Annotated in this window: 18 protein-coding genes; 14 read left to right on the top strand and 4 right to left on the bottom strand. The window is 70.7% G+C overall.

Going from position 1 to position 26,028, the window contains the following annotated elements; translation table 11 throughout:
- From BT341_RS28330 to BT341_RS28285, 10 genes are all read left to right on the top strand, one after another.
- Positions 1–1,032 (top strand): ABC transporter permease, encoded by a 1,032-nt coding sequence (locus tag BT341_RS28330; protein ID WP_425426494.1) that lies wholly within the window; start codon positions 1–3, stop codon positions 1,030–1,032.
- Complete coding sequence (yjfF, locus tag BT341_RS28325) at positions 1,029–2,012, top strand: galactofuranose ABC transporter, permease protein YjfF (RefSeq protein WP_072479177.1); 984 nt, start codon at positions 1,029–1,031, stop codon at positions 2,010–2,012. The genes BT341_RS28330 and yjfF overlap by 4 nt, the downstream gene beginning before the upstream one ends.
- Before the next feature lie 29 nt (positions 2,013–2,041).
- Positions 2,042–5,857 (top strand): LamG-like jellyroll fold domain-containing protein, encoded by a 3,816-nt coding sequence (locus tag BT341_RS28320; protein WP_143168662.1) that lies wholly within the window; start codon positions 2,042–2,044, stop codon positions 5,855–5,857.
- 70 nt (positions 5,858–5,927) lie between these two features.
- Positions 5,928–7,556, top strand: coding sequence for a ribulokinase (gene araB / locus BT341_RS28315; protein WP_072479176.1), 1,629 nt, complete (start codon positions 5,928–5,930; stop codon positions 7,554–7,556).
- Positions 7,556–8,233, top strand: coding sequence for an L-ribulose-5-phosphate 4-epimerase (locus BT341_RS28310; RefSeq protein WP_072479175.1), 678 nt, complete (start codon positions 7,556–7,558; stop codon positions 8,231–8,233). Before araB ends, BT341_RS28310 begins: the two co-directional genes overlap by 1 nt.
- A gap of 16 nt (positions 8,234–8,249) precedes the next feature.
- Positions 8,250–9,749, top strand: a complete 1,500-nt coding sequence (gene araA, locus BT341_RS28305; protein ID WP_072479174.1) for an L-arabinose isomerase — start codon at positions 8,250–8,252, stop codon at positions 9,747–9,749.
- A gap of 31 nt (positions 9,750–9,780) precedes the next feature.
- Positions 9,781–10,884: a multiple monosaccharide ABC transporter substrate-binding protein gene (gene chvE, locus BT341_RS28300; RefSeq protein WP_072479173.1), complete on the top strand. Its 1,104-nt coding sequence runs from the start codon at positions 9,781–9,783 to the stop codon at positions 10,882–10,884.
- The gene (gene mmsA / locus BT341_RS28295) at positions 10,881–12,401 is read left to right on the top strand and encodes a multiple monosaccharide ABC transporter ATP-binding protein (RefSeq protein WP_072479172.1); all 1,521 of its coding nucleotides are present in this window, start codon (positions 10,881–10,883) and stop codon (positions 12,399–12,401) included. Before chvE ends, mmsA begins: the two co-directional genes overlap by 4 nt.
- On the top strand, positions 12,398–13,618 hold the full coding sequence (gene mmsB, locus BT341_RS28290) for a multiple monosaccharide ABC transporter permease (protein WP_072479171.1): 1,221 nt from the start codon (positions 12,398–12,400) through the stop codon (positions 13,616–13,618). Before mmsA ends, mmsB begins: the two co-directional genes overlap by 4 nt.
- A 132-nt stretch (positions 13,619–13,750) precedes the next feature.
- Positions 13,751–14,443: a glycoside hydrolase family 12 protein gene (locus BT341_RS28285; RefSeq protein WP_072479170.1), complete on the top strand. Its 693-nt coding sequence runs from the start codon at positions 13,751–13,753 to the stop codon at positions 14,441–14,443.
- Positions 14,444–14,473: 30 nt separating this feature from the next.
- Here the strand turns inward: BT341_RS28285 and BT341_RS44500 are convergent, their stop codons facing one another.
- Both BT341_RS44500 and BT341_RS28275 read right to left on the bottom strand, forming a co-directional pair.
- Positions 14,474–16,144, bottom strand: coding sequence for a hypothetical protein (locus BT341_RS44500; RefSeq protein WP_143168661.1), 1,671 nt, complete (start codon positions 16,142–16,144; stop codon positions 14,474–14,476).
- A gap of 411 nt (positions 16,145–16,555) precedes the next feature.
- Entirely contained in the window at positions 16,556–18,001 is a 1,446-nt protein-coding gene (locus BT341_RS28275; protein ID WP_072479168.1) for a DUF1996 domain-containing protein, read from the bottom strand.
- Positions 18,002–18,239: 238 nt separating this feature from the next.
- Between BT341_RS28275 and BT341_RS28270 the strand changes: the two genes are divergently transcribed.
- Entirely contained in the window at positions 18,240–19,049 is an 810-nt protein-coding gene (locus BT341_RS28270; RefSeq protein ID WP_072479167.1) for a substrate-binding domain-containing protein, read from the top strand.
- A 50-nt stretch (positions 19,050–19,099) separates the two neighbouring features.
- Here the strand turns inward: BT341_RS28270 and glpK (BT341_RS28265) are convergent, their stop codons facing one another.
- Positions 19,100–21,049, bottom strand: a complete 1,950-nt coding sequence (glpK, locus tag BT341_RS28265; RefSeq protein ID WP_072479166.1) for a glycerol kinase GlpK — start codon at positions 21,047–21,049, stop codon at positions 19,100–19,102.
- A gap of 10 nt (positions 21,050–21,059) precedes the next feature.
- The gene (locus tag BT341_RS28260; RefSeq protein WP_072479165.1) at positions 21,060–21,812 is read right to left on the bottom strand and encodes an IclR family transcriptional regulator; all 753 of its coding nucleotides are present in this window, start codon (positions 21,810–21,812) and stop codon (positions 21,060–21,062) included.
- A gap of 153 nt (positions 21,813–21,965) precedes the next feature.
- On the opposite strand from BT341_RS28260, the gene BT341_RS28255 reads away from it, so the two are divergent.
- The 3 genes from BT341_RS28255 to BT341_RS28245 are packed head-to-tail and all read left to right on the top strand — an operon-like array spanning position 21,966 to position 26,025.
- A complete protein-coding gene (locus BT341_RS28255) occupies positions 21,966–22,787 on the top strand; it encodes an MIP/aquaporin family protein (RefSeq protein WP_072479164.1) in 822 nt (273 codons plus the stop codon).
- Between the two features lie 14 nt (positions 22,788–22,801).
- Positions 22,802–24,319 (top strand): glycerol kinase GlpK, encoded by a 1,518-nt coding sequence (gene glpK, locus BT341_RS28250; RefSeq protein ID WP_072479163.1) that lies wholly within the window; start codon positions 22,802–22,804, stop codon positions 24,317–24,319.
- 17 nt (positions 24,320–24,336) lie between these two features.
- Positions 24,337–26,025, top strand: a complete 1,689-nt coding sequence (locus BT341_RS28245; RefSeq protein ID WP_072479162.1) for a glycerol-3-phosphate dehydrogenase/oxidase — start codon at positions 24,337–24,339, stop codon at positions 26,023–26,025.
- Positions 26,026–26,028: the final 3 nt, after the last annotated feature.

Genomic DNA, 26,028 nt, shown 5'->3' with positions numbered 1-26,028 from the left:
TTGACGAAACACCGGCTCTTCTGGCCCGTGGTGGCCCTGCTGGTGCTGCTGCTGGGCGATCTCATCGCGAGTCCTTCGTTCTTCAAGATCGAGCTGCGCGACGGGCACCTCTACGGGAACCTCGTCGACATCCTCAAGAACGGCGCCCCGCTGATCCTCATCGCGATCGGCATGACGCTCGTCATCGCCACCCGCGGCATCGACCTGTCGGTCGGCGCGGTCGTGGCGATCAGCGGCTCGCTGGCCTGCCTGTGGATCGCCGGCCACCCCGACGGCCTCGGCGCCACGCTCACCGCGGTCGGGCTGGCGCTCGGGCTGTCGCTGGTGCTCGGCGTGTGGAACGGCTGGCTCGTCGCCGCGCTCGGCATCCAGCCGATCATCGCCACGCTCATCCTCATGGTCGCCGGCCGCGGGATCGCGCAGCTGATCAGCGGCGGCCAGATCATCACCATCAACTCCGGCCCGTACGAGTGGATCGGCAGCGGCTTCGCCTTCACCCTGCCGGGCGCGATCCTCATCGCGCTGGCCGTGTTCGTCCTCGCGTCGCTGCTGGTCCGCCGGTCCGCGCTGGGCCTGCTCGTCGAGGCCGTCGGCGGCAACCCGGAGGCCAGCAGGCTCGCCGGGCTGCGCTCGGCCCGGCTGACCTGGCTCGTCTACGTCTTCTGCGCGCTGTGCGCGGGCATCGCCGGGCTGATGATCAGCGCGAACGTGCACAGCGCCGACGCCAACAACGCCGGGCTGTTCATCGAGCTCGACGCGATCCTCGCGGTCGTCATCGGCGGCACCCAGCTGACCGGCGGCCGGTTCTCCCTCGGCGGCTCGGTGCTCGGCGCGCTGCTCATCCAGACGCTGACCACCACCGTCTACGCGCTCGGCATCCCGCCCAAGGCGATCATGCTGTTCAAGGCCGTCGTCGTGCTGGTGGTGTGCCTCATGCAGTCGCCCGCGTTCCGGCGCCGGTTCCGGCGGCGCCGCGGCACCCATCCGGTCACCCCGGCGCCGTCGCCGGAGAAGGTGGAGGTCGGGGTATGACCACCCTCGCCCGCATCAAAGGCTACCGGCCGCAGCAGCGGCACCTGCCGATCCTCGCGACGATGGTGCTGCTCGTCGGCGCCTACGTCTTCGGTGCGTCGAGCTACGAGGCGTTCGGATCCGGGCAGGTCGTGCTCGACCTGTTCATCAACAACGCCTTCCTGCTCGTGGTCGCGGTCGGCATGACGTTCGTGATCCTCACCGGCGGCATCGACCTGTCCGTCGGGTCTGTCGTCGCACTGTCCACAGTGGTCTCCGGTGACCTGCTGCAGAAGCACGGCTGGCCGGCGTACGCGGCGATCGCCGTGGTGCTGGTGATCGGCGCGCTGCTCGGCGCCGGGATGGGCGCGCTCATCCACTTCTTCGAGATCCAGCCGTTCATCGCGACGCTGATCGGGATGTTCTTCGCCCGCGGCCTCTGCTACACGATCACCACCGAGGCGTATTCGATCGACAACCCGACGATCGCCACCCTCGCCCAGACGCAGATCCCGCTCGGCGCCGAGCTGCACATCTCGATCAGCGTGGTGGTGGCGCTGGTGGTGGTCGCGGCCGCGGCGTACGTCCTGTACTTCACGCGGTTCGGGCGGACGGTCTACTCGATCGGCGGCAACGCGCAGTCCGCGATGCTGATGGGCCTCAAGACCGGCCGCACGAAGATCGCGGTCTACACGATCAGCGGGGTCTGCTCGGCGCTCGGCGGGCTGCTGCTGGTGCTGTACAAGTCCTCCGGCGACCCGCTCAACGGGGTCGGCCTGGAGCTGACCGCGATCGCCGCGGTGGTCATCGGCGGCACCATCCTCACCGGCGGCTCCGGCTACGTGCTGGGCACCGTGCTCGGGATCATGGTGCTGGGCATCATCCAGACGCTGATCACCTTCGACGGCACCCTCAACTCGTGGTGGACCTCGATCATCACCGGGGCCCTCCTGTTCGTCTTCATCGTCCTCCAACGCCTCGTCACCCGGCGGACCCGCTGAGCGTGCGCGCCGAAGCTCGAAGGAGAGCCATGCCCCCCAGATTCCGGCGTCCCCTGGCCGTGCTCGCGGCCCTGACCCTGTTCTCCGCCCTGCCCGTGACCGCCGCCGCGGCCGATCCCGAGCCGGGACTGGCCGGGCACTGGACGTTCGACGAAGGCAGCGGGACGACCGCCGCCGACACCGCGGGCAGCCACCCCGCGACGCTGAACGCGGGCGCGGGCTGGGGCCCGGGCATCCGCGGCGGCGCACTGACCACCGACGGCTCGAAGGGCTTCGCCGACGCCGGTGCGCCGGTGCTGGACACCACCAAGAGCTTCTCGGTCAGCAGCTGGGTCAAGCTCGACCGGACGTCGGGCTTCCAGACGTTCGTCAGCGTCGACGGCAGCCAGGTCAGCAACTTCTTCCTGCAGTTCCGCGACGACTCACGGCGGTTCGCCTTCACCCGCCTCGCCGGCGACGCCCCCGCCGACGGCGTCGTCGCGTCGGCGAGCTTCGACCCGGTCGCGGGCCAGTGGTACCAGCTCACCGGCGTCTACGACGCCACCGCGTCGACCCTGTCGCTGTACGTCGACGGCACCCGCCAGGCCACCGTCGCCGCGCCTGCCGCCTGGGCCGGCACCGGGGACCTGGTGATCGGACGCGGCAAGTACGGCGGCAACCCGGTGGACTTCGTGGACGGCTCGATCGACGACGTCCGGGCCTACTCCGGGGCCCTGACCGCGGCCGAGGCCGCGCGCCTGGCCATCGCCGGGCACTGGACCTTCGACGAAGGCAGCGGCACGACCGCGGCCGACGACTCCCCCGACGCCCGCACCGCCACCCTGACCGGCGGCGCGACCTGGGGCGACGGTGTCGTCGGCCCGCACGGCGTCGCCCTGAACGGCACCGACGCCGCCGCCGACGTCCCCGCCCCGGTCGTCGACACCGCGCAGAGCTTCTCGGTGTCGGCGTGGGTCAAGCCCACGGAAGCCACCGGCTTCCGCACCGCGGTGAGCGTCGACGGCTCGGCGATCAGCGGCTTCTACCTCCAGCGCGCCGCCGACGGGCGGTTCGCCTTCACCCGGCGCGCGGGCGACGGCGACACGCCGTCGTCCTCGGCCGTGTCGGCCCTGCCGGCGCAGGCCGGCCAGTGGCAGCACCTCGTCGGCGTCTACGACCGCGCGGCGGGCACGCTTTCGCTCTACGTCAACGGAACCCTGCAGCAGAGCGTCCCGTTCACCACGCCGTGGACCGCCACCGGGCACCTGGAGATCGGGCGCGGCAAGTGGGCCGGGAACCCGGCCGACTGGTTCGCCGGCGGTGTCGACGACGTCCGGGCGTACCCGACGCCGCTGACCGCCTCCGCCGTCGCCGCGCTGGCCGCCGGCGGGTCGTGGCACTTCGACGAGGGCACCGGCACCGTGGCGCACGACGCTTCGGCCAACGCGGCCGACGGCACGCTGCGCGGCGCCACCTGGACCGCGGGCGCGTCCGGCAAGGCCGTCCAGCTCGACGGCAAGTCCACTGTGGACATGGGTGCGGCCCCCGCGTTCGACACCGGCACCGGCTCGCTCTCGCTGGCCGCCTGGTTCCGGACGACCTCGGACGGCACGCTGGCCGGCCACGGGGACGGCTACGCCCTCGGCGTGACCGGCGGCAAGCTCACCGCCCGGGTCGGCACGATCCAGGTGACCACCACCGGCGGCGGGCTCGCCGACGGGAACTGGCACCACGCCGCTCTCGTCCTCGACCGCGCGTCGCAGCGGCTGACGGTCTACGCCGACGGCGACGCCGCCGCGGTCACCAGCACCTGCGGCACGCCGACCGGGACGACCCTGGACGTTTCCGCCTGCCCGGCCTCCGGGACCAGCACGGCCGCGTTCACCGTCGGATCCGGGTTCACCGGCGCGGTCGACGAGGTCGAGCTGCGCCGCTTCCCGCTCACGGCGGCCCAGGTCGGCACCATGGCGGGGGCGAACCAGCTCGCCGTCGACGCGAACGTCGTGCGCGCCAGCACCCGGCCGACCACCTACGGCTCGATCCTCGAGGACATCAGCCACTCCGTCGAAGGCGGCCTGTACGCCGAACTGGTCCGCAACCGCACCTTCAAGGAGGGCTACCAGCCGGGCAGCGGCGCGGGCGACACCCCGGTGCCGTACTGGTCGCTGCTGACCTCGCCGGGCGCCACCGGCACCTACGCGATCGACACCGCGGCCCCGCTGAACACCGCGCTCGACCGGTCGCTGAAGCTGCACGCCGACGCGGTGCCGGCCGGTGGCCGGGTCGCGGCCGCCAACGTCGGCTACTACGGCGTCGCCGCGAAGCCGTCCACCAAGTACACCGGCAGCTTCTTCGCCCGCGGAACGTGGACCGGCGGAGTCCGGGTGAGCCTGGAGAAGCCGGACGGCACGGTCCTGGCGAGCAAGGACGTCCAGCCGGCCGGGCCCGCGTGGACGCAGCAGACGTTCAGCTTCACCACGCCGTCGACGATCCCGGCCTCCACCGACAACCGGATCGTCGTGTCCCTGGTCAACCGGGGCAAGGCGGCGCTGAGCGGTGACGCCTGGTTCCAGCAGGTCTCGCTGTTCCCGCCGACGTTCAAGAACCGGCCCAACGGTGTCCGCGCCGACCTCGGGCAGAAGCTCGCGGCGCTCAAGCTCGGCCTGTTCCGGGTCCCCGGCGGCAACTACCTCGAGGGCAACACCCTCGACACGCGGTTCGCCTGGAAGAACACCATCGGCCCGCTGGAACAGCGGCCCGGCCACCAGAACACCGCGTGGGGTTACTGGTCCACCGACGGCTTCGGCATCCTCGACTACCTGAAGCTCGCCGAGGACATCGGCGCCCAGCCGCTGCTCGCGCTGTTCGCCGGCTACACGCTCAACGGCCAGCACGTCAGCCAGGCCGACTACCCGCAGTACGTGCAGGAAGCCCTCGACGAGATCGAGTACGCCATCGGCGACGCCACCACGACGTGGGGCGCCAAGCGGGTCGCCGACGGGCACCCGGCGCCGTTCGACCTGCACTACGTCGAGGTCGGCAACGAGGACTGGTTCGACGGCTCGGGCAGCTACGCCTGGCGCTACACCGACATGTACAACGCCATCAAGGCGAAGTACCCGCAGCTGACGGTCGTCGCCACGACCGGCGGCCTGCAGGGCGGCGCGGCGTCGAGCACCTCGACCGGGGTGCGCCCGGACGCCGCGGACGACCACTACTACCAGTCCCCGCAGTGGTTCACGGACAACTCGACCCGCTACGACACCGCGGACCGCTCCGGCCCGGAGATCCTCGTCGGCGAGTACGGCGCCCAGGACGGCCGGCCCACCGGCACCCTGGCCGCCGCCATCGGCGAGGCCGCGTTCCTCACCGGGCTGGAACGCAACAGCGACGTCGTCATCGGCTCGATGTACGCGCCGGTGCTGGTGCACGAGAACCAGGCCAACTGGCCGGTCAACCTGATCGGCCTCGACGCCGGGAGCAGCTACGGCTCGCCGTCGTACTGGGTGCAGCAGATGTTCTCCAGCACGCTCGGCAAGCAGATCGTGAGCAGCCGCCTCAACCAGGGCAGCCCGCTGCGGCAGGTGGTCAACGTGACCACCAAGAACGGCAGGAAGACGTTCACGGTCAAGCTCGTCAACCCGACCGGGCAGGTGCAGACGGCGCGGCTGGCGCTCACCGGCGTCACCGCGGTGGACGGCACCGGCACGCTCACCACGCTCACCGGCGACCCGGCGGCGCGCAACAGCCTCGCCGCGCCGACCGCCATCGTGCCGCAGACCAGGGAGATCACCGGGCTGGCTGCGACGTCGAAGCTGACGCTGCCCGCCAACTCCGTGACGACGCTGGTCATCACCGGCCGCTAGAACCCCGGGGCGCGGCGCGTCCACCGCCGCCCGCGCCGCGTCCCGGTCACCAACCAGGAGGGAGGACACCGTGGGAGAACCACTCACCGTCGGCGTCGACTTCGGCACGCTGTCGGGCCGCGCGGTGGTCGTGCGGGTCCGTGACGGTGCGGAACTCGGTTCCGCCGTTTTCGAGTACCCGCACGCGGTGCTCGACGAGACGCTGCCCGCCACCGGCCGCGCGCTGCCGCCGGACTGGGCGCTGCAGGTGCCGTCGGACTACGTCGGGGTGCTCCGCAACGCCGTACCGGCGGCGCTGCGGGACGCCGGGGCCGACCCGGGCGACGTCATCGGCGTCGCCACCGACTTCACCGCGTGCACCATGGTCCCGACGACCGCCGACGGCACGCCGCTGTGCGAGCTGCCGGAGTTCGCAGGCAACCCGCACGCGTACGTGAAGCTGTGGAAGCACCACTCGGCACAGCCCCAGGCCGACCGGATCAACGAGCTGGCCCGCGCCCGCGGCGAAAAGTGGCTGCCGCGCTACGGCGGGCTGATCTCGTCCGAGTGGGAGTTCGCCAAGGCCCTCCAGGTGCTCGAAGAGGCACCGGAGGTCTACGCGGCGATGCGCCACTGGGTCGAGGCGGCGGACTGGATCGTCTGGCAGCTGACCGGGAACTACGTCCGCAACGCCTGCACCGCCGGTTACAAGGGCATCCTGCAGGACGGGCAGTACCCGAGCCGGGACTTCCTCCGTGAGCTGGCGCCGGGCTTCGAGACCTTCGTGGCCGACAAGCTCGAACACCCGCTGGGCCGGCTCGGGTCCCGCGCCGGCTCGCTCACCGCCGAGGCCGCCGCCTGGACCGGGCTGCCCGAGGGCATCGCGGTCGCCGTCGGCAACGTCGACGCGCACGTCACCGCGCCCGCCGCCCAGGCCGTCGAGCCCGGGCAGATGGTGGCGATCATGGGCACCTCGACCTGCCACGTGATGAACGGCGCCGAACTGCGCGAAGTCCCCGGCATGTGCGGCGTGGTCGACGGCGGGATCGTTCCCGGGCTCTGGGGCTACGAAGCGGGCCAGAGCGGCGTCGGCGACATCTTCGGGTGGTTCACCGAGCACTTCGCCCACGACGGGCACGAGCAGCTCACCCGGCTGGCCGCGCGGCAGGAGATCGGCGAACACGGCCTGGTCGCGCTCGACTGGCACAGCGGCAACCGGTCGGTCCTCGTCGACCACGAGCTGTCCGGCGTCATCGTCGGCCAGACCCTCGCCACCCGCCCCGAGGACGTCTACCGCGCGCTGCTGGAAGCCACGGCGTTCGGCACGCGGAAGATCATCGAGACGTTCACCGCCGCCGGCGTCCCGGTCACCGAGCTGATCATCGCGGGCGGCCTGGTGAAGAACGCGCTGCTCATGCAGATCTACGCCGACGTCACCAACCTCCCGCTGTCGGTCATCGGCTCCGGGCAGGGACCCGCGCTCGGCTCGGCCATCCACGCGGCCGTCGCCGCCGGGGCCTACCCGGACGTCCGCGCGGCCGCCGCGGTCATGGGCTCGGTCGAGCGGGCGGTGTACCGGCCCGAGCCCGCGCACGTCGCCGCCTACGACGAGCTGTACGCCGAGTACACGACGCTGCACGACTACTTCGGCCGCGGCGGCAACGATGTCATGCACCGCCTGGCCGCCCGCCGCCGAGCTGTCGCGAAAGGACGGTCCTGATGTCCCTCACCGGTGAAGTGCAGGACACGATCGCCGAGCTGCGCGAGACCGTGGCGAACCTGCACGGCGAGCTGACCCGCAACGCGCTGGTCATCTGGACCGCGGGCAACGTCTCCGCGCGCGTCCCCGGCCGTGACCTCATGGTCATCAAGCCCTCGGGCGTGTCCTACGACGACCTGTCCGCCGACACGATGGTCGTCACCGACCTGCACGGCGAGCTCGTGCACGGCGACCTCGCGCCGTCGTCCGACACCGCCGCGCACGCCTACGTCTACCGGCACATGCCGGAGATCGGCGGCGTCGTGCACACCCACTCGACCTACGCCACGGCGTGGGCCGCCCGCGGCGAGCCGATCCCGTGCGTGCTCACGATGATCGCCGACGAGTTCGGCGGCGAGATCCCGGTCGGGCCGTTCGCCCTCATCGGCGACGACTCCATCGGCCGCGGCATCGTCGAGACGCTGCGCTCGAGCCGCTCGCCGGCGGTGCTGATGCGCAACCACGGCCCGTTCACCGTCGGGCGCACCGCGCGCGACGCGGTCAAGGCCGCGGTGATGGTCGAGGACGTGGCCCGCACCGTGCACAAGGCCTTCGAGCTCGGCACGCCCGAACCCCTCCCACCCGAGGACGTCGACCGGCTCCACGCCCGGTACCAGAACGTCTACGGCCAGCACTGAGTTTCCAAGGAGAACGATGACCCGCGCGTCGAAACCCCAGCTCTGGTTCCTCACCGGCAGCCAGGCCCTCTACGGCGAGGAGACCCTCGAGCAGGTCGCCGGCCAGTCCCTGCGGATCCAGCAGCTCCTGGCCGCCTCGGGCGGGCTCCCGGCCGAGATCGTCGGCAAGCCGGTGCTGACCGAAGCCACCTCGATCCGCCGCGTGCTGCAGGAGGCCAACGCCGACGCCGCGTGTGTCGGCGTGATCGCCTGGATGCACACGTTCTCGCCGGCGAAGATGTGGATCACCGGGCTGGACGCGCTGCGCAAGCCGCTGCTGCACCTGCACACCCAGCTCAACGAAGCCCTGCCGTGGTCCACCATCGACATGGACTTCATGAACCTCAACCAGGCCGCGCACGGCGACCGCGAGTTCGGGTTCGTGCAGACCCGCCTTGGCGTGCCGCGCAAGACCGTCGCCGGGCACGTGTCCGACCCGGCCGTCGTCGCGCGCATCGACGCGTGGGCGCGCGCGGCGATCGGCGCCGACCACCTGCGCAACCTGCGGCTGGCCCGGTTCGGCGACAACATGCGCGACGTCGCGGTCACCGAAGGCGACAAGGTCGAGGCCGAACTGCGGTTCGGTGTCTCGGTCAACACCTACGGCGTCAACGACCTGGTCGACCAAGTCGAAGAGATTTCCGAGGTGGACTCGCTCGTCGCCCAGTACGCGGAGGACTACGACGTAGTCCCGGAACTGGCGGCCGGGGGAGCGCGGCACGAGTCCCTGCGGTACGCGGCCCGCATCGAAGCGGGCCTGCGGAAGTTCCTCACCGACGGCGGCTTCGGCGCCTTCACCACGAACTTCGAGGACCTCGGCGGCCTCCGCCAGCTGCCCGGCCTCGCGGTGCAGCGGCTGATGGCCGACGGTTACGGCTTCGGCGGCGAGGGTGACTGGAAGACCTCGGCGCTGCTGGCCGCGGTCAAGGCGATGAGCGTGGGCCGCGACCGCGGCACGTCCTTCATGGAGGACTACACCTACCACTTCGGACCCGGCACGCCGAAGATCCTGGGCGCGCACATGCTGGAGGTCTGCCCGAGCATCGCGGCGGCGAAGCCGTCCTGCGAGATCCACGCGCTGGGCATCGGCAACCGCGAGGACCCGGTCCGGCTCGTGTTCGACGCCGCGCCCGGGCCCGGCGTCGTCCTCGGCCTGGTCGACCTCGGCGACCGGTTCCGGCTGGTGGCCAACGAGATCGAGGTCGTCACGCCGGACGAGCCGCTGCCGAACCTGCCGGTCGCGCGTGCGGTGTGGCAGCCGGCGCCGTCGCTGCCGACGTCCGCGGAGTCCTGGATCACCGCGGGCGGCCCGCACCACACAGTGCTCACCCAGGCCGTGAGCACGGAGACGCTTCGCGACTTCGCGAACCTGCTCGGTGTCGAGCTGCTGGTGATCGACGCCGACACGACCCCGCACGGCTTCGCCGACCGCATCCGCTGGAACCAGGCGTACTACCGGCTCGCCCAGGGCTTCTGAACACAGCGCTTCTGAGAAAGGAAGAAGAACGATGAAGTTCATCAGAGGAATCGCGGGGATCGCCGCCGCGGGTCTCGTGCTGACGCTGTCGGCGTGCGGCTCGAGCCAGAAGACGGCGGACCAGGCGGCGGCGTCGAGCGCGAGCGCGGCGGGCGGCCTGGTGGGTGTCACCATGCCGACGAAGTCGTCGGAACGCTGGATCCACGACGGCGACAACATCAAGGCCGCCCTGGAGAAGCTCGGCTACCAGGTCGACCTGCAGTACGCCGAGAACGACATCCCCACCCAGGTCAACCAGATCGAGAACCAGATCACCAAGGGCGCCAAGCTCCTGGTCATCGCCTCGATCGACGGCACCGCCATCACCACCCAGCTGCAGGAAGCCGCGGACAAGAAGATCCCGGTCATCGCCTACGACCGGCTGATCCGCAACTCGCCGAACGTCGACTACTACGCCACCTTCGACAACTTCAAGGTCGGCGTCGAGCAGGCGAACTCGCTGGTCAAGGGCCTCGGCGACGGGCCGGGACCGTTCAACGTCGAGCTGTTCGCCGGTTCCCCGGACGACAACAACGCGACCTTCTTCTTCAACGGCGCAATGTCGGTCCTCAAGCCGCTGATGGACAGCGGCAAGCTGGTGGTCAAGAGCGGTCAGACCGACTTCGCCCGCGCGGCCATCCTGCGCTGGGACCCGGCCACCGCGCAGCGGCGCATGGAGGACCTGCTCACCAAGACCTACACCGGCGGCGCGAAGGTCCAGGGCGTGCTCTCGCCGTACGACGGCCTGTCGATCGGCATCCTGTCGGCGCTGAAGAGCAACGGCTACGGCACCGCCGGCCAGCCGTACCCGATCGTCACCGGGCAGGACGCCGAGGTCGCCTCGGTCAAGTCCATCATCGCCGGTGAGCAGTACTCGACGGTCTTCAAGGACACCCGCAAGCTCGCCGACACCACCGTCAAGATGGCCGACGCGGTGCTCAAGGGCGGCAAGCCCGAGGTCAACAACACCAAGGACTACGACAACGGCAAGAAGGTCGTCCCGTCCTACCTGCTGCAGCCGGTCACCGTGGACAAGACGAACTACCAGAAGGAACTCGTCGACTCCGGCTACTACACGGCAGGTCAGCTGAAATGACCGAACTGCTCGGCATGCGCGGGATCACCAAGACCTTCCCCGGGGTCAAGGCGCTGTCGGACGTCACCCTTTCCGTGCGCCGCGGGGAAATCCACGCGATCTGCGGGGAGAACGGCGCCGGGAAGTCCACCCTGATGAAGGTGCTCTCGGGCGTCTACCCGCACGGGAGCTACGACGGCGAGATCACCTTCGACGGGCAGCGGTGCGAGTTCGGGTCGGTGCGCGACAGCGAACGGCGCGGGATCGTGATCATCCACCAGGAGCTCGCGCTGTGCGGCCAGTTGTCGATCGCGGAGAACATCTTCCTCGGCAACGAACGCGCCAAGCGCGGCTGGATCGACTGGAACCGCACCAACCACGAGGCCGGCGCGCTGCTCAAGCGCGTCGGTCTCGCCGAAAACCCCACCCGGGCGGTGCAGGAACTCGGTGTCGGCAAGCAGCAGCTCGTCGAGATCGCCAAGGCGCTGTCGAAGGACGTCCGGCTGCTCATCCTCGACGAGCCGACCGCGGCGCTCAACGACGACGACTCGGCCCACCTGCTCGACCTGCTGCGCGGGCTGCGGGACGAGGGCGTCACGTGCGTGATCATCTCGCACAAGCTCGGCGAGGTGACGGCGATCGCCGACACCGTCACGATCCTGCGTGACGGCAGGACGATCGAAACGCTCGACGCCGCGGGGCTGACGGAAGAGCGGATCATCACCGGCATGGTCGGCCGCGACCTCGAGCACCGGTTCCCGCCCCGGGAGCCGGACATCGGCGAAGAGGTGCTGCGGATCGAGGACTGGACGGTGCACAGCCCGACCCAGGCCGGGCGGGTCGTCGTCGACCGCGCGTCGCTTTCGCTGCGGCGCGGGGAGATCGTCGGGCTGGCCGGGCTGATGGGCGCGGGCCGCACCGAGCTGGCGATGAGCGTGTTCGGCCGGTCGTGGGGCAAGGACATCTCCGGCCGGATCCTCAAGCACGGCAAGGAGATCGAGGTCCGGACGGTGCAGGACGCCGTCCGGCACGGCATCGCCTACGCCACCGAGGACCGCAAGCGCTACGGGCTCAACCTGATCGAGGACATCCAGCGCAACGTGTCCGCGGCCGGGCTGGGCAAGCTGGCCAGGCGCGGCTGGGTCAACGAGCACGCCGAGCACGACACGGCCAACCGCTACCGCCGTGACCTGCGGATCAAGGCGCCGAGTGTGCAGAGCGTGACCGGGAAGCTCTCCGGTGGCAACCAGCAGAAGGTCGTGCTGGCCAAGTGGATCTTCACCGACCCGGACGTGCTGATCCTCGACGAGCCGACCCGCGGCATCGACGTGGGCGCGAAGTTCGAGATCTACACGATCATCAACTCGCTCGCGGCACAGGGGAAGGCCGTCCTGGTCATCTCCTCCGAGCTGCCGGAGCTGCTCGGGCTGTGCGACCGGATCTACGCGCTGTCGGCGGGGCGGATCACCGGTGAGGCCAAGCGCGAAGAAGCCACCCAGGAACTGCTGATGCAGTACATGACGAAGGAACGGGAATGACCACGACCGAAGCGCGGCCCGCCGTGCCCCCGGTTGAGCGCTCCAAGCGGCGGATCTCGATCAACCCGCGCCAGAGCGGCATCTACGTCGCGTTCGCGCTGATCGTGGTGCTGTTCGAGGTGCTCACCGGTGGCGCGCTGCTGGAACCGCAGAACATCTCCAACATCATCGTGCAGAACAGCTACGTGCTGATCCTCGCGATCGGGATGATCCTGGTGATCATCTCCGGGCACATCGACCTGTCCGCCGGGTCGGTGGTCGCGATGACCGGCGCGGTGTCGGCGGTGCTGATGGTGAACTCGCACATGCCGTGGTTCTGGGCGGTGCTGATCACCCTCGTCGTGGGCGCGGCGATCGGCGCGTGGCAGGGCTACTGGGTCGCCTACTTCGGCATCCCGGCGTTCATCGTGACGCTGGCCGGCATGCTGGCGTTCCGGGCGCTCACCCTGTCGGTGCTGGGCAACCAGGGCATCGGCCCGTTCCCGGACGCGATCCGCACGCTGTCCAACGGCTTCACCGACGGCTACCTCGGCAACATCGGCCTCGGCCCGCTCGGCGGCGCCGACCTGGTTTCGCTGCTCGCCGGCGTCGCCGCGGTGGCCGGGATCGTGTTCACCCAGTGGCGCAAGCGCATGGGCAGGCTGGGCTACGGCCAGGACGTCGACCCGTTCGGCGTCTTCGTGCTGAAGCTCGCCGGGATCGCGGTGCTGGTGCTCGCGCTGGTCGTGCAGCTCGCGCGGTTCAAGAACCTGCCGTGGGTGCTCATCCTGCTGGCGGCGCTGGTGCTCGGCTACTCGCTCGTGGCCGGGAAGTCGGTGTTCGGCAGGCACATCTACGCCGTGGGCGGCAACCTGCAGGCCGCGACGCTTTCGGGCGTCAAGGTCAAGCAGGTGACGTTCTGGATCTTCGTCAACATGGGCGTCCTGGCTGCCCTGGCGGGCATCATCTTCGCCGGCCGGCTCAACCAGGCGGGCCCGACGGCGGGCGTCAACTTCGAGCTGGACGCGATCGCGGCGGCGTTCATCGGCGGTGCGGCGGTCCAGGGCGGGGTCGGCAAGGTGGTCGGCGCGATCACCGGTGGCCTGATCATGGCGGTGATCAACAACGGCATGTCGCTGATCGGCGCGCCGAGCGAGCGGGTGATGCTCGTGAAGGGCGTCGTGCTGCTGGCCGCGGTGGCCTACGACATCTGGACGAAACGCCGCGCGGCTTCCTGAGTCCCGGCCCGGAAAGGGGCTTTCCCCACCGTGGGGAAAGCCCCTTTTTTCGAACTTCTCGAATTGCTTGACCCCGCGCCGACGGAACGGTCATAGTGCTGGTGAATCCCTTACCAGCGGAGGATCTCACCTATGCACAAAGTCGTGCGTTCCCTTGTGGTTTCCCTGATCGCGGCCGCTTCGGTGGCCACTTCGGCCGGTGTGGCTTCGGCGGCGACGTGGTCGTCGTCGGACAAATGGGCGACCTGGTCCAATGGCGGCTACACCATCCGCAACGACGTCTGGGGCAGTGGTGCCGGCCCGCAGACGATCTGGGCGAATTCGTATTCCAACTGGGGTGTCTGGTCGGATCAGCCCAACACCGGCGGCGTGAAGTCGTACCCGCATTCGGCGAAGAACGTCGGCAAGCGGCTCAGCGCGCTCGGGTACGTGTCGAGCAGCTTCAACGTCAACCGGCCCGGCAGTGGCGCGTACGAGACCGCGTACGACATCTGGGCGGACAACAACGCCTACGAAACGATGCTGTGGATGAACAGGCAGGGCGCGGTCGGCCCGCTGGGCACCAAGCAGACGACGGCGACGGTCGGCGGCCACACCTGGGACGTCTACAAGGGATCGAACGGGTCGAACGCGGTGTTCTCGTTCGTCCGCACGTCCGGCACGAACGCGGGCACGGTGGACGTCCTGGCGGTGCTGAACTGGATCAAGGCACGCGGCTGGTTCGGCGACGTGACCCTCGGCGAAGTCCAGTTCGGCTTCGAGATCACCTCGTCGGCCGGCGGGCTGAACTTCACGTCGAACAGCTACTCCGTCACGAACTCCTGACCCGGAACGGCGGCTGACCGAGCTGTGCGGCTAATCCTGGATCCTCCGGTTCATGACCACCTTGTAGTCGTGATCGTAGTAGACCTGGCCGGTGATCCGGTTGCGGTAGAAGTGGACCTGGAAGTCGCCGTAGGGACTGTTGTGGGTCCGGGTCGAGTACTTGGCCCACTGGGAGATCCCGCCCGAGCGTGCGAAGAACTCCCTCAGGTGGGGGTTGCCGATCGCGCTGCCGTCGCTGACGGGGAACGCCTCCCTTACGGCGGTCCCGGTCAACCTGCCGTCGGAGGTGAACGGCGAACGACGAGAGTCCTGCCTGAGGGCACGAGCCAGCTCCCGGGCGTCGAAGCCGGCCGGGATCGTGTTCCCGAAGACGTCCTTGCCGGCCGCCAGGAACTCTTTCTCCTGCTTTTCATAGGCCTTTCTCCTGGCCTCCAGGATCGTCGCCGAGTCCCGTCCGCCACCGCGATCGCCGGACTTCCCGGCGTTCTGGTTTCTCGTCCGTGCGGTCGGCTTGCGGCCGGTTTTGTCCTCGGTCTCGTCGGCGGACTTCCGGCCTCCGCTGCCCTCCGCTCGGTGGGTGGCCGGGCGGGGCGGAGCTGCGCCGTCCGGCCGCTCCGTACCCGCCGAACGCCGAGGCCCGCTGCCTCGTGGCAAGGTGGGGGTCTCCGTCGCGGGGGTGGGCCGAACGGCGGCCCCCTTGCCTCGACGTGGTTGTGCCGGAGCCGTCTGCTGACGCCGGCCCGGCGCCGTGCTGCCCGTGGCCGGACCGGTACCCGCCTGGCCCTTGGGCCCGGACGGGCCGGCCGACGGCGCTTCGGTGCGAGTCGCGGGTTTCCGCGGCTCGGTCTTCGGCGGCGCCGGCGGATTACCCCGCGCGGGCGGCCGGGCGGAGGCGCCCGCGCCGCCGCCGGAAAGCGGAAGTCCGCCGACCGCGCCGTTGCGCACTATCTTCAGCGGCTTTTCCGCCAGTTTCGACATGTCGTGGGAGCCCGGACCATCCGACGACTCCACCTTGTCGCAGCTCTCATCGCCCAGCGCACAGAGCTCGTAGTCGCCATCGGGATCACGTGAAGAGCCGGAGGCGAGCCGTAGGTGCAGCTTGCCGTTTCCCGGAGAGTTCTTGCGACCGGCACCCTTGAGCTCGTGCTCCGCCGAGGCCGTGGACCGGCTCGGTCGCCGGACCTGCCGGCCGGCCTGCTCCTTCGGCATTCGCGCCGGCCCGGCCTGCTGCTTGTCCTCCTTGGACGCGTTTTCCCGCCGGTCCTGCCGAGCGCGCCGCTCCCGCTGTTCGCCACGAGCCGCCTGGCTGGCCTTCCACCGATTCTGCTTTTCCCGCCGATCGGTGCTTTCCCGGCGGCGTTCCGCCGCGTTGGCGGATCCGCTGGGCTTCTTCGCCCCCTCCTTGGTGGCTTCTGCCGCCTTCCTTTCCGCGGTCTCCCGGCGTCGTTCCGCGGCCCTCTCCGACCCCGCAGCCGAAGCCTGCCGCTTCTTCCCGGCGGTTTCCTGGGCGTGCTCGGCGGCATTCGCGGAGCTGGTGTTGTCGTGACCACGCTGTTTCACCGGAGGTGGCGAGGGCCGGCCGGCGGTGTCCTTCGGTTCGGCATGGGCGTCCGTGGCCCCGAGCACGCTGACCACCGCGGTCAGCACCCCGCCGGAGACCGAACAGAGAACTGCTCTCGCCAAGTCCGGTTTCTTGATCACCGCGCTCCCCGCTTCTGTCGAACAACCTCGTAGAGTCGCACTCGCGGGCACGCTAACACTGCCGGTACACCGGAAATACATTGACGATACAGGCGGAAACGATCACTCCGCCGACTGCCCGAAGGGCCACACCTTCGCCGTCTCCAAGCCCGCGGCCGGTTGGCTTCACGCCGGACGGCTGTTCGGTGACGGCTTCGTGAGCCGCGCCGAACCAGTGCTCCGCGCCTTGCGCGTCGAACCGCGCCGGCTCGGTGAAACCCCGATTTCGCCGCGAGGCGTATCCGGCGTGTGGTGGTGAGCACCACCGGCTCGCCGGGGAAGCGCTCCGGCGAACCGTCGAGCGCCGCCTCGCACGTCTCGGTGGCGTCCCCGCCAGGGCCGCGCCGGGGTGTCCCGGCGCGGCCCGCGGTCTCACTGGTTGCAGCGCTTGCCGGTGTTGATGCAGTTGACGACCTGGTTCATCAGCCGCTGGCCCATGACGTTGGCGAAGTCGTCGTGGTCCGAACGCGGGTTGTGCTTCTCCTGCGGGAACGCGTCCACTTTGTACTGGCCCTTGACCTGGATGTCGTGCGGGATGTCGTAGACCAGCTTGATGACCAGCTGCGGCACGTTCTCGAAGCCCCGCGGGCACCGGCCCTGCCGGTCGGCGAACACGATGTGCGTGCGGTGGTTGGCGCTGTCGATGTTCTTGCCGTCCCAGCAGTTCGGGAAGGCGTGGATGCGTTCGACGCGGCTGCCCGGCGGGCAGATCGGGTAGTGGTCGGTCAGCCGATCTTCGAAGCCGGTGCACGTCCAGCTCGGCCGGGCGTTGGCCGGGCCGTTGGTGCTCTGCTTGGCGTCGCCGTAGAGGATGCGCAGGAACTGGGGCATCGCGACGACCTTGCTCGCGCCGCCGCTGGTGAACGTGATCGTCGCCGAGCGGACGCGCTGGATCTCGCCGTCGTTGCCGGCGACCTCGTTCTTGTCGTTGACCCCGGGCAGTTCGGCCGCCTGGCCGCCGCTGTTCTGGCCACCGTTGTCGAGGCCGCCGTTGCCGTTTTGCTTGAGCACGCAGGCGGCGAGCCCGCCGAGCGCGGCCGGTTTCGCGGCCCGGCGGCCGATGGCGATGGCGATCCGGTCGATGGTCGCGGTCCGCTTGTCCTCGAGCGGGCCGACGACGGCGTTCTGGATGTCCTGCGGTGTCTTCAGGTCGCCGTTCGCGATCCGCTTGTCGGCCTCGTCGATCTGCTTGTCGAGCAGGTCGAGGTTGCGGTTCACCTCGTCCATGGCCTGGTCGGGGACGTCGGGCAGCTTGCTGGCGACGTCCGGGCAGTCGACCTGCGTGCTCGTCTTGTCCTTCGCGCTGCCGGCGCGGTCGGGCTGCGTGGCGGGTGGGTTCTTCTCTTCGCCGCCGGTGTCGATGCGGACGACCGGCCAGAAGTAGGCGGACTTGTCGCCGTTTTTGCAGGTGGTGCCGGCTTTGGCGAGGCTTTTGTTGTTCGAGTCGGCGTTCGCCGACAGGTTGCCGACGTAGTCGTGCAGGTGCTGGGCGCCGTTTTTGACGCCGGGCTGGGCGATGAAGTTGTCCGGGTTGAAGTGCTGGTTTTCGTTGCGGCCGCAGTCGACCGTGAAGGTGCCGCCGGCGCCTTTCTGCTGCAGCGCCTTGTTCACGTTAACACCGGCGGGCACCTTCGCGATGTCGATGAAGAACGACGGGTCGGCCTCGTCGGCGCTGGCCTCGCCGGTGCGCCCGGCCGTGGTCGCGACGACGCTGCCGCCGACCGCGATGGCAAGCGCCAGGCCGCCGGTGGCGATCTTGGTGCGGCGGGTGATGCGATGTCTGCCCGTGGCGGGGGATCGGGCTGGTTTCCGGGCCAATGGTCACCTCGTTCGGTTTTCCGGGCACGCCGAAGAAGCTGCGTACCCGGGAGGAACGCGCGGAACCCGGGAGGCGGCACCGGCAGTCGGGGATCGGTCCGGTGCCACTGGTTCCGGCATTGGCAGAAACGGCCGTGGATCGGAACGGGTTCAAACCCCGCTCGGCGCGTTACCGTTTCGTTATTTATGGAAGGTGAAGGAAGTGCACGTCCGATGCTGTGATCGTTAACATCGGCGCATGGCCGTGGACGACGCAGGTCCCTGCCGCGCACGGGGCCGGGGCACGCTGGGCGTGATCGTCACCGGGAGCGCCTCGGGGCCCGACCTGCAGGGTCTGCACGCGGCGGCGCGGGAGCACGGGTACGTGCTGAACGTGTTCGGCGTGCCGGGCCGGGGCCGTTCCGCGGTGCCGGCGGCGGTGGCCGGGCTGCGGCTGCAGGGCGTGGCGGGCATCGTCGTGCTGGACCCGGACCTGGCGGCCGACCTGCCGGCGGTCACGGGCGTCCCGCTGGTGCCGGCGGCGTCGGCCGACCAGTACGAAGGCGCGCGGCGGGCCACCGAGCACCTCCTGGAGCTGGGGCACCCGACGGTCTGGCACGTCGGCGGCCCCGAAGAGGGCCCGATCGCCCGCGCCCGCGAGCGCGGCTGGCGCGAGACGCTGGAGCGCCACGGCGCGGAGGTACCCCCGGTGGTCCGCGGCGACTGGTCGGCCCGGTCGGGCTACCGGGCGGGACAGTCACTGGCGGTGGAGCCCGGGGTGGGCGCGGTGTTCACGGCCAACGACCACATGGCGCTCGGCCTGCTGGCGGCGTTCACGGAGGCGGGAATGCGAGTCCCCCGCGACGCCCACGTGGTGGGTTTCGACGACGTCCCGGAGGCGGCGTACTTCGCACCCCCGCTGACGACGGTCCGCCAGGACTTCGTGGCAGCGGGCCGGCAGACACTGGCGGCGCTCGCCGCACGGATCGACGGGGTGCCGCTGCCGCGCGAGCCCGTGGAGGTGGAGCTGGTGGTGCGGGAGAGCAGCCGCTGCCTGCGCACCCGCTAGCGGCGCCGAGCGCCGGGCCGATGACCCGCCACGCTTCTGCTCGCGGCCCGCTAAAGCCGCAGCCGGTCGGCGAGGTCGCGGATGTGGGCCGCCGCACCGCAGTTCAGGGACAGCTGGCGGATGCGCTCCGCCACGAACGCGCGGCCCAGGCCCGTCCGGTCCGATGTGGACATGGTGGTGCGCAGCTCGTTCAGCAGCCCGCGCTCCTCGCCGCGGACGTGCGCGTCCACCACGTTCTCCAACCGCAGCAACGCCTTTTCGAAGTCCTCGTCCTCCAGGACCGCCAGGAGGTCGTCCGCGAACGGGACCCCGGGCGCCGCCGGGCGGACGATCCGTTCCGTCGCCGTCGCGTGGGCGACCAGCAGGGCCGCCAGCTCCGCCGCCGGCGCCGAGCGGTCGGCCTCGGTGTTGCGCAGGTCGCGCAGCAGCTGCTCGAACCGGCGGTGGTCGGCCAGCAGCACCTCCACCAGGTCCGACCCGGGCGCGGCCGCGGCCGGACCCGGGCGCATCCAGCCGAACGTCAGCTCCACCGCCTGCCGCCAGTGCGCGTACTCGCTCGTCCGGCGCGCCGGGTCCATCGCCGGCAGCCACTGCCCGGCCCGGTGCCAGTTGCGCCGCAGCCCCTCCAGGTCCGGCCAGTACCCGACCGACAGCCCCGCCGCGTACGCCGCGCCGAGCGAGACCGTCTCCGCCACCATCGGACGCACCACCGGCACGTCGAGGACGTCGGCGATGAACTGCATCAGCAGGTTGTCGGCCGTCATCCCGCCGTCCACCTTCAGCGACGACAGCGCCAATCCGGAGTCGGCGTTCATCGCGTCGACGACCTCACGCGTCTGCCAGCCGGTCGCCTCCAGCACCGCCCGCGCCAGGTGGCCCTTCGTGATGTACGACGTCAGCCCGGCGATCACGCCACGGGCCTCGCTGTGCCAGTGCGGCGCGAACAGCCCCGAGAACGCCGGGACGATGTAGCAGCCGCCGTTGTCCTCGACCGTGCGGGCCAGGGTCTCGATCTCCGGCGCGCTGCCGATCAGCTCCAGGCCGTCGCGGAACCACTGCACCAGCGACCCGGTGACGGCGATCGACCCCTCCAGCGCGTACACCGCCGGCTCGTCGCCGATCTTGAACCCGACCGTGGTGAGCATGCCGTGCGTGGACAGCACCGGCGTCGGCCCGGTGTTGAGCAGCAGGAAGCTGCCGGTGCCGTACGTGCACTTCGCCTCGCCGGGCGCGAAGCAGGTCTGGCCGAACAGCGCCGCCTGCTGGTCGCCCAGCGCCGCCGCGATCCGGATGCCGGGGACCACCCGGGACGTCGTCCCGTACACCTCGGTCGACGAGCGGATCTCCGGCAGCATCGCCCGCGGGACGTCGAAGAACTCCAGCAGCTCGTCGTCCCAGTTCAGCGTGCGCAGGTTCATCAGCATGGTGCGCGAGGCGTTGGTGACGTCGGTGACGTGCACGCCGCCCTCCGCGCCGCCGGTGAGGTTCCAGATCAGCCAGCTCTCGATCGTGCCGAACAGCACGTCGCCGCGCTCGGCCCGCTCGCGCAGGCCCGGGGTGCGTTCGAGCAGCCACCGGACGCGCGGCGCGGAGAAGTACGTCGCCAGCGGCAGGCCGCACAGCTGCCGCACGCGGTCGGCGCCGGGTTCGCGGGCGAGCTGTTCGAGCATCGCGTCGGTGCGGGTGTCCTGCCAGACGATCGCCCGCCCGACCGGGTTGCCGGTCCGCCGGTCCCACAGCACGGTCGTCTCGCGCTGGTTGGCGATGCCCAGCCCGACGACCTGCTCGGCGGTCGCGCCGGCGTCGGCCAGTGCCTGCGGGACGATCCGGGAGAGGTTCCGCCAGATCTCGACGGCGTCGTGCTCCACCCAGCCGGGCCGCGGGAAGTGCTGCTGGTGCTCGCGCTGGGCCACCGACACCAGCCGGCCGCGCGCGTCGAACAGGATGCACCGGGTGGAGGTGGTGCCCTGGTCGATGGACATCACGTACCGCTGGACCATGGTCTTCCCTTCACCATCGCGACGCGCCCAGGTCCCGCGACACCGCGCGCGCCGCGTCGCGGACGTGGCCCAGCAGCCTCGGGTTCGGGCCGCCGTCCGGGTCGCAGATCCGGTCGACCGCGCCCGACACGCCGATGGCGCCCACCACGATGCCGCCGTGCCCGCGGATCGGCGCGGCGATCCCGGCCTCGCCCGAGATCATTTCGCCGTTCTCCACCGCCCAGCCCGCTTCACGCACCTTCGCGCAGGCGCGCTTGATCGCGCTCTGCGTGACCAGCGTGCGGCGCGTGTACGGCTCCGGGCTGGCCTTCAGCGTCGTGTCGTAGGCCAGCAGGACCTTGCCCAGCGCCGTCGCGTGCAGCGGCAGCAGCGTCCCTACGTCGAGGGTCTGCAGGCTGTCGTCGGGCCGGAACACGTGGTGCACGACCAGCACCCGGCCCTCCAGCGGCGCGCCGATCCGGACGGCCTCGCCGCTGCGCGCCGCCAGCGCGTCGGCCCAGTTGATCGCCCGCGACCGCAGCTCGTTGACGTCCAGGTAGCTCGTGCCCAGGTGCAGCAGCGCCGCGCCGAGCTGGTACTTGCCGGTGTCGCGGTCCTGCTCGACGAACCCGACGCCCTGCAGCGTGCGCAGGATCCCGTGCGCGGTGCCTTTCGCCAGCTCCAGTGATTCGGCGATCTCGCCGACCCCGAGGCGTCCCGAGCCGCGCGCCAGCAACCGCAGGATCGCGGCGGCGCGCTCGATGGACTGGATCGGACCGGGCACGGCGCGACCCTAACCCGACCGGCCACGATTCGACAATGTCGAACATCCACTCCGGTCGTTCGACAATGCCGACCGGCGTCCGTTGACCCCTCCGCACCCCGAACCTAGCTTTCCTCCATCAGGGGGAATGAACGGTCCTTTGTGGAGGAAGCAATGGTGCGAAACCTCAAGGCCCACGGGCTCGTCGGCGAGATGGCCGCCGAGTTCGTGGGGACGATGATCCTCATCCTGTTCGGGTGCGGGGTGGTGGCGCAGGTCGTCGCCGCGGGCATCGGGGACCACGACAGCATCGCCTGGGCCTGGGGGCTCGGCGTCACGCTCGGTGTCTACGTCGCTTCGCGGATCAGCGGCGCGCACCTCAACCCGGCCGTGACCGTCGCGCTCGCGGTGTTCAAGGGCTTCGAGTGGCGCAAGGTCGCCCCCTACGCCCTCGCGCAGACCGCCGGCGCGTTCCTCGCCGCGCTGCTGGTGCGCTGGAACTACACCGAGGTGCTCAACGCCAAGGACCCCGGCTTGACGATCAAGACCCAGGGCGTGTTCTCCACTCTTCCGGGTAACGGCACGCTGCCGGTGGGTGACTGGGGTGCCTTCCGCGACCAGATCATCGGCACCGCGATCCTGCTGATCGTCCTGTTCGCCATCACCGACCTGCGCAACACCTCGCCGGGGGCGAACCTGGCCCCGGTCGTCGTCGGCTTCCTCGTCGTCGCGATCGGCATGGCCTGGGGCACGGACGCCGGCTACGCGATCAACCCGGCCCGCGACTTCGGCCCGCGTCTGGCTTCCTGGCTGACCGGTTACGACACGGCGTTCACCGACCAGTACGGCTTCCCCTACTGGTGGATCCCGATCGTGGGCCCGATCATCGGCGCCCTCGTCGGCGGCGCGATCTACAAGTACCTGATCGAGCGCTTCCTGCCCGCCGGGCACCCGCTGGACGCCATGCCCGCCAAGGACCTCGAGCCCGCCAACTGAGTAGGAGCACGACCATGCCGGACTTCGTCGGTGCCGTGGACCAGGGCACGACCAGCACCCGCTTCATGATCTTCGACCACGGCGGCAACGAGATCGCCCGCCACCAGCTCGAGCACGAGCAGATCCTGCCCAAGCCGGGCTGGGTCGAGCACGACGCCACCGAGATCTGGGAACGCACCCGCTCGGTCATCGCGACCGCGCTCAACAAGGCCAACCTCACCGCCGGTGACCTCGCCGCGCTGGGCATCACCAACCAGCGCGAGACCACCGTCGTCTGGAACCGCCGCACCGGCCGCCCCTACGGCAACGCGATCGTCTGGCAGGACACCCGCACCGACCGCATCGCCTCGGCGCTGGAGCGCGAGGGCAAGGGCGACGTGATCCGCCGCAAGGCCGGCCTGCCGCCCGCGACGTACTTCTCCGGCGGCAAGCTGCAGTGGATCCTCGAGAACGTCCCGGGCGTGCGCGAGGACGCCGAGAAGGGCGACGCCCTCTTCGGCACCACCGACTCGTGGCTCATCTGGAACCTCACCGGCGGACCGGACGGCGGCGTGCACGTCACCGACCCGACCAACGCGTCCCGCACGATGCTGATGGACCTGGAGACCCTCGACTGGGACGACGAGCTGCTGTCGTTCTTCGGCGTACCGCGGCAGATGCTCCCGGCGATCCGGCCGTCGTCGAACCCCGGCCGCTTCGGCACCACCCGCGCGGACGGCCCGCTCGGCGGCGAGGTCGCCCTCACGGGTGTCCTCGGCGACCAGCAGGCCGCCACCGTCGGGCAGGTGTGCTTCCGGCCCGGCGAGGCCAAGAACACCTACGGCACCGGCAACTTCCTGCTGCTGAACACCGGCCAGGAGCTGGTCCGCTCGAAGCACGGCCTGCTCACGACGCTGTGCTACCAGTTCGGCGACGACAAGCCGGTCTACGCGCTGGAAGGCTCGATCGCCGTCACCGGCTCGGCCGTGCAGTGGCTGCGCGACCAGCTGGGCATCATCAGCGGCGCGTCCCAGAGCGAGAGCCTGGCCCGCCAGGTCGAGGACAACGGCGGCGTCTACTTCGTCCCGGCGTTCTCCGGTCTGTTCGCGCCGTACTGGCGCTCGGACGCCCGCGGCGCGATCGTCGGCCTCACCCGCGCGACGACCAACGCCCACCTGGCCCGGGCCACCCTGGAAGCGATCTGCTACCAGACCCGCGACGTCGTCGAGGCGATGCAGAACGACTCCGGCGTGACGCTGGACGTGCTGCGGGTGGACGGCGGCGTGACCGCCAACGAGCTGTGCATGCAGCTGCAGGCGGACATCCTCGGCGTGCCGGTGTCGAAGCCGGTCGTCGCCGAGACCACCGCGCTCGGTGCCGCCTACGCGGCCGGCCTGGCCGTCGGGTTCTGGTCCTCGACCGACGAGCTGGAGCAGAACTGGAACGAAGACAAGCGCTGGACGCCGTCGTGGAGCGACGAGCAGCGCGCCGAGGGCTACGCGGGCTGGCAGAAGGCCGTCGGCCGCACGCTCGACTGGGTCGACGTGCAGTGAACAGGAGGAGGAACACCGTGACCCCGCTTTCCCCGCAGTACCGGGCCGAGACGCTGCGGAAGCTGGTGGACGAAGAGATCGACGTGCTCGTCGTCGGCGGGGGAGTGACCGGCGCCGGCGTCGCGCTCGACGCGGCATCGCGGGGCCTGTCGACCGCGCTGGTCGAGGCCCGCGACTTCGCCGCCGGCACGTCCAGCCGGTCGTCGAAGCTGATCCACGGCGGCCTGCGCTACCTGGAGCAGCTGGACTTCAAGCTGGTCCGCGAAGCGCTGAAGGAGCGCGGGCTGCTGCTGCAGAAGCTGGCCCCGCACCTGGTGCGGCCGGTGAAGTTCCTGGTCCCGCTGCAGCACCGGGTGTGGGAACGCGGCTACATCGGCGCGGGCGTCACGCTGTACGACACGCTCGGCGGCGCCCGCGCGCTGCCGCGGCACCGGCACCTGTCCAAGCGGGGTGCGTTCAAGGTGGCGCCCGGCCTGGCCGACGACGCGCTGATCGGCGCGATCCAGTACTACGACGCGCAGGTCGACGACGCCCGCCACACGATGACGATCGCGCGGACGGCCGCCGAGCAGGGTGCTTCGGTGCTCACTCGGACTCGCGTGACCTCGCTGCTGCGTGCGGGCGAGCGAGTCGTCGGCGCGAAGGTCGTCGACCGCGAGAGCGGCGTCGAGTTCGAGATCCGGGCGAAGACGGTCGTGGCCGCGACCGGCGTGTGGAGCGACGACATGGCCGAGGCGGCCGGGATTCCCGCGCCGTTCACCGTCCGCGCGTCCAAGGGCATCCACCTCGTGGTGCCGCGGGAGAAGATCGACCTCGACACCGGGTTGATCCTGCGTACCGAGAAGAGCGTGCTGTTCGTGATCCCGTGGGGACGGCACTGGATCGTCGGCACCACCGACACCGAGTGGGACCTCGACCGCGAGCACCCGGCGGCCAGCCGCGCGGACGTCGACTACGTGCTCGACCACCTCAACGCCGTCCTGCGCACACCCGTGACGCACGACGACATCGAGGGTGTCTACGCGGGACTGCGGCCGCTGCTCGCGGCGAAGGCGACCGCGACGACGAAGCTGTCGCGGGAGCACGCGGTGGCGCGCCCGGTACCGGGCCTGGTCATCGTGGCCGGCGGCAAGTACACGACGTACCGGGTGATGGCCGCGGACGCGGTCGACGCCGCCGTCGAGGAGGTCGGCCGCCCGGCCCCGCCGTCGTGGACCGACCGGCTCCCGATCGTGGGCGCCGAGGGCTACCACGAGCTGTGGGAGGACCGCTTCTCGCTCGCCTCGCGGACGGGCCTGCCGCTGCCGCGCGTCGAGCACCTGCTGCAGCGGTACGGCACGCGGATCTGGAACCTCGTCGACCTGATCGAGGCGGAGCCCGGGCTGGCCCAGCCGATCACGGACACCTCGGACTACCTCCGCGTGGAGGCCGTCTACGCGGTTTCCCACGAGGGTGCGCTGCACCTGGAGGACGTCCTGACCCGCCGGACGCGGATCTCGATCGAGGAACGCGACCGCGGCGTCGCGGCGGCCCCGGTGGTCGCCGGGCTGATCGCGCCGCTGCTCGGCTGGGACGAGCACAAGCGCGAGCGCGAGGTCGCGAACTACCTCGCGCGCGTCGAGGCGGAGCGCTCGGCGCAGGAAGCCCCGGACGACGCGGCGGCGAACGCCACCCGCCTCGCGGCCCCGGCGCTCCTGCCGAGCTGATCC

The sequence above is a fragment of the Amycolatopsis australiensis genome, from assembly GCF_900119165.1.
Lineage (GTDB): Bacteria > Actinomycetota > Actinomycetes > Mycobacteriales > Pseudonocardiaceae > Amycolatopsis > Amycolatopsis australiensis.
The sequence above is the reverse complement of the archived record's forward strand: the minus strand, read 5'-3'. Positions and strand labels throughout refer to the sequence as shown.

Excerpts from the sequence above, each read along its gene's own strand:
- yjfF (WP_072479177.1), top strand. The coding sequence starts at position 1,029 with ATGACCACCCTCGCCCGCATCAAAGGCTACCGGCCGCAGCAGCGGCAC.
- BT341_RS28320 (WP_143168662.1), top strand. The coding sequence starts at position 2,042 with ATGCCCCCCAGATTCCGGCGTCCCCTGGCCGTGCTCGCGGCCCTGACC.
- BT341_RS28310 (WP_072479175.1), top strand. The coding sequence starts at position 7,556 with ATGTCCCTCACCGGTGAAGTGCAGGACACGATCGCCGAGCTGCGCGAG.
- araA (WP_072479174.1), top strand. The coding sequence starts at position 8,250 with ATGACCCGCGCGTCGAAACCCCAGCTCTGGTTCCTCACCGGCAGCCAG.
- chvE (WP_072479173.1), top strand. The coding sequence starts at position 9,781 with ATGAAGTTCATCAGAGGAATCGCGGGGATCGCCGCCGCGGGTCTCGTG.
- mmsA (WP_072479172.1), top strand. The coding sequence starts at position 10,881 with ATGACCGAACTGCTCGGCATGCGCGGGATCACCAAGACCTTCCCCGGG.
- mmsB (WP_072479171.1), top strand. The coding sequence starts at position 12,398 with ATGACCACGACCGAAGCGCGGCCCGCCGTGCCCCCGGTTGAGCGCTCC.
- BT341_RS28285 (WP_072479170.1), top strand. The coding sequence starts at position 13,751 with ATGCACAAAGTCGTGCGTTCCCTTGTGGTTTCCCTGATCGCGGCCGCT.
- BT341_RS28270 (WP_072479167.1), top strand. The coding sequence starts at position 18,240 with ATGGCCGTGGACGACGCAGGTCCCTGCCGCGCACGGGGCCGGGGCACG.
- glpK (WP_072479166.1), bottom strand. The coding sequence starts at position 21,049 with ATGGTCCAGCGGTACGTGATGTCCATCGACCAGGGCACCACCTCCACC.
- BT341_RS28255 (WP_072479164.1), top strand. The coding sequence starts at position 21,966 with ATGGTGCGAAACCTCAAGGCCCACGGGCTCGTCGGCGAGATGGCCGCC.
- glpK (WP_072479163.1), top strand. The coding sequence starts at position 22,802 with ATGCCGGACTTCGTCGGTGCCGTGGACCAGGGCACGACCAGCACCCGC.